Raw genomic sequence first — 3,918 nt, forward strand, 5'->3', positions numbered from 1 at the left:
ATTCTCAGTGACAATTTACGGGGCTACCGGGTCAGTTCTCAGTGACAATCAACACGCAGGGTCTTGTCGTCGTTCACCCAAGCCACCACGATGACCTTCGCATCGCTGTTGAACCGATAGAACAGCCGATACTGCTGGAAGAATTTCGCCCGGAACCAGTGCTTGCGGTGATCGCCGAGTGTGCCGCCTTGCCGGAAGGCGGCGGCACCCGGATCTGCCGGTATGGCCTCGGTGACCAGCTTGAAGATGGCGGCCAGCCGTTTCGTCGGGTTTTTCTTGCGCCAGGTCTTGGGATCGCGAGCCTTACGCGCCTCGACCTCCTCGACCAGCCCTTCGAGCTGGTCCAGAAAGAGTGGGTGCGCATAAATCGACCATCCATTCACGACAAGGGGCGCTTGGGCGGGCACGCTATCGCCGCTCATTCATCCTCGAGCGATAGCGGCGCATCGAGATCGACGTCAACGTCTCCGACCAGTGCTGCAAGACGGTCATGCAAAGCCCCATCGAACGCCCGAATGCGGTCCGGATGCGCCTTGATATCGGCCTCGACAAAATCGAGAAAGGCTCCGAGCACGGGATCTTCCTCGTCGCTGCGCACGGGCTCGATATAGACCCTGCCACTCGGCTCGGTGCAGTAACGAATCTGGTCGCCCTTGCCCAGCTTGAGCTGTTTGCGCACACCCGCCGGCACGGTCGTCTGATACCGATCCGTGAGTTTCGAGACATCTTGTGCGAGCGCTGTCATGGCAGTCTCCTGAAAGAAAGGGGGGTCTTTGCTGCCCGCGATAGGTAATGCATTTGCATTGCCTTGTCAAGACAAGCCGCAGGATCTGCTGTCGCCGGGCAGGTCGATGAACCGTCCGGCGCAGGACCTAATTTCGCCCCGCCAGGAACTCCGCCAGCACCGGGCTAGCCGCACCTTTCGCGGAGCTGAGCAGCTCCGAGCCCGCAAGCGAGGCCTTCGACAGGCGTACGAGCCCACCGGTTTCCTCGATGCGGTAGCAGCGGCGTTTTTGCCGCCCCCGCTTGTAGTGCGTCGCGGTGACGATCTGACAGGTACTGCCATCGGTGAGCGTCACAGGTGCTGCGAGCTTGATCTTGTCGCCTTCCTCGTAGTCCGGGATCGCAGCCCAGTCCTGGCAGCGCTGGCGCCAGGCATGAGCATAGCTGTCTGGGTCTTTCAGCTCGGACAGCAGGGCCAATAGGCTCAGTGGCGCGCGGGATTCGACCGGTCCCGCGCTTTCCTCCATGTCCTTGTAGCCCCAGCAGCCGTCATCATATCGGGTAAGGAATACGGCGGCGAAAGTGATGGAGCCATCCGCATCGGTGACATAGGTCGTGTCTTCGACAGGGGTGCCGTCGATATTTGTGACCTTTGCCGCCGCGTACCAGGTTGAGCCCACCTTGCAGGCCTTGACCAGTTCAGTTTTGCGCGTGTCGCCATGAGAGGTGCAGAGCCGGGCGATTTCCGCTTTCTCATCCGCGTAGGTTTTAACGCGGCCGTCGGTGTAGAAAAGCCATCCCATTATGCCGCCCTCTGGTCATCGATTTCCATCAGCGCATCGAGCGGCACGCGGTAGGGCTGCATGGCGTCGAAATCCTCGCAATTGCCGCAGTTCTGCACGATCGCGAAGGTGTCGCAGGCATCCTTGAGGATGACCCGGAAGGTGCCGCCGAGGCCCGAGGGCACCTCGTAGGTCCCGCCGATGAGATAGTCCGAGGCCCGGCGCACGAAGACGCGGATGCTGTGGCCATCGGTGGCGAGCCGGATCGCCCCCCGCCCCCGGTCGATGAGCACCTGCACGTCATCCAGGATGTCGGTGTAGAACTGGCCGGTCAGATCGCGAAACGCCATGCGGCGCTGCGCCATCCAGTCGGTATCACGAAACGGGTTCATGCCGTCGGCAAAAGCGAAGGAGGGATCGGCCTGCTCGGTGGTGACGATACGGGTGGTCGTGCCATCAATGCCGTTCGAGCGCAGATGCACGCCATTGCCGACGATGAGGATGAGGGCGGGCCGGTCCACGGGTCCGTTCCAGTTGGGCAGGAAGGTCTTGCAGGCGCGCGCATGGGCGATCTGCGCCGCGACAGCGGACGCAGAGAACTTGAGAATAGCCATGAGGATGTCTTTCGGTTGGGTGTGGGAGGGTCGACCCGCGCGGGGAATGCCTCGCGCGGGTCGCGTAAGGACTCAGGCCGCTTGCGCGATCTCGCTGTCAGGCTCGGGAGTTTCCGCAGCGGGCTCCGCCTCATCACAGGCGACACCGGCGGTCTGCATCATGGGCGGGCACCAGGCGGCCACGGCAGCGCGCTGCGCGTCCGTGAGCGTGGCGAAGGGCTCGGCGAAGAGCTTGTCACAAAAGGCGACGATCTCCTTCTTGCTCGACGAGGCCAGCGTCACCGCCTCCTGGGCGAGACCCAGATCCTCGCCGAGGATCTTCAGGAGCCAGGCCTTCTTGAAGCGGTTGAAGAGCGCCGCATTCGGCGTCCAGTGGGCGCGGATATCGGGCATGATCTCGATCTCGAACGCATGCATCAGGCTGTCGCGCGATCGGTCCCGCGCGAAGCAGGACTGCGTGGTGCTGGCGGTGGCATAGGCGACGAGCTTGGCCTTCTCGCCGGCCTTCAGCGCGCGAAACGCCGCAAACTGATCGGCGGGCGCGCGGCTGTCATCGAGCCAGGACAGATCAAGCGCATCATGCGCCGCCGCCACCTGCTCAAGCGAGGTCTCGTCGATCTCGTCCATCTTGGCATGGCTGCGGTATTCCTTGCGGGCATCGATCTTGATCGCCTGCGTGACACTCATGCCGCTGGCCAGAACGTCGCTCACCAGCTTGAAGAGCGTCAGATCGAGCGTGGCTTCCGGATGCAGCGCCATCGCGGCGCCAAGGGCCATGGCCCGCTCGGTCTTGAGGTCCTCAGCCAGCGAGGCTGGGTAGGTAATTTCGTCGGCGTCAAGGGCCTCTTCCCCGGTCGGGCTAGCCGAGGAGCCGCGCGCGCCCTCCTCTTTGACGGTGTCTTCCGGGCGGACGAGACCAACATGGAGCGTGATCTGCCCACCCTGCCACGACGCGATCACCCCGGACCGCGCGAGGTCCTCGGCGCTGTAGGCCTCCTGCAGATCGCGCGCTTCTTCTTCCAAAGCGTCCACGCGCTCGTAAAGGGCATTGTAGGCACCGTCCTCGAGCCCCTCATCCTCCATCTCGAGCTGCAATTTCTCAAGCTCGGCGGTGATCTCATCGATGCGCTTCTGGGCAGCCTCATCCGGCTCGATCGGGCCGGGATAGACGCGGCCGTAGTCGGCCATGGTCGCGTAATCATAGCGCACCATCGCATCGGCCCAGGCAAATCCCAGCCTCATACGGGCCTCTTCGGCAGCAGCACCGAGCTTCTCGAGCAGGATGGTCTCGACCAGCGCCGCATCCTCGAGCACGGAATGCTCTTCCAGAAGGTCAGCAGCGACGGCACCGCCGCGCGCTTCATAGTCCGCGCGCACGAAAGCTCCGATATCATCGCTGACCTGCACACCGCGGGATTTGAGCGCCTGACGGACCGTGTAGGCCTGTAGATAGCCGCCGTCTTTTGTGAGCGCCTCGAAGACCTCGCGCTGCGCCTCCTGGCTCGGGTGCTCGGCGAAGGCTTTCATCGTGTCGAGCGTGATCACCTTGCCCCGGGCCGCGGCGCGGATGTCGGGGTGGATAAGGCCATAGCGCAACCGGCCTTTCACGGCCGCCACCGTGGCGCCGAAGGTCTTTGCGATCGTCTCGGGCGTCTGGCCGTCGACCTCCATCATCCGGGCGAAGGCCTCGAACTCGTCGATGGCATTCATCGGTGCCTGGGTGATGTTCTCGGCGAGCGACAGTGCCGTGGTGACGTCGCACTCCTCAGGGACAAGGCGGCAGTCCACCTTGGTTTTCG

The 3,918-nt window shown here is 63.4% G+C and carries 5 protein-coding genes; all 5 read right to left on the reverse strand.

Annotated elements, in window-relative coordinates:
• Nucleotides 1-38 precede the first annotated feature (38 nt).
• A complete protein-coding gene (locus AAC050_RS14485) occupies nt 39-422 on the reverse strand; it encodes a type II toxin-antitoxin system YhaV family toxin (protein WP_339915788.1) in 384 nt (127 codons plus the stop codon).
• Nucleotides 419-745, reverse strand: a complete 327-nt coding sequence (locus AAC050_RS14490) for a type II toxin-antitoxin system PrlF family antitoxin (protein WP_005668772.1) — start codon at nt 743-745, stop codon at nt 419-421. The genes AAC050_RS14485 and AAC050_RS14490 overlap by 4 nt, the downstream gene beginning before the upstream one ends.
• A 127-nt stretch (nt 746-872) precedes the next feature.
• Nucleotides 873-1,526: a hypothetical protein gene (locus tag AAC050_RS14495; protein ID WP_339915789.1), complete on the reverse strand. Its 654-nt coding sequence runs from the start codon at nt 1,524-1,526 to the stop codon at nt 873-875.
• Nucleotides 1,526-2,119 carry a regulator gene (locus tag AAC050_RS14500; protein ID WP_184583036.1) on the reverse strand — a complete coding sequence of 198 codons (594 nt, stop codon included), beginning with the start codon at nt 2,117-2,119 and terminating at the stop codon, nt 1,526-1,528. Before AAC050_RS14500 ends, AAC050_RS14495 begins: the two co-directional genes overlap by 1 nt.
• A 72-nt stretch (nt 2,120-2,191) precedes the next feature.
• The coding region (locus AAC050_RS14505; protein WP_339915790.1) for a hypothetical protein at nt 2,192-3,918 on the reverse strand (1,727 nt) is incomplete at its 5' end.

This window comes from uncultured Brevundimonas sp. (genome assembly GCF_963974615.1).
Classification (GTDB): Bacteria; Pseudomonadota; Alphaproteobacteria; order Caulobacterales; family Caulobacteraceae; genus Brevundimonas.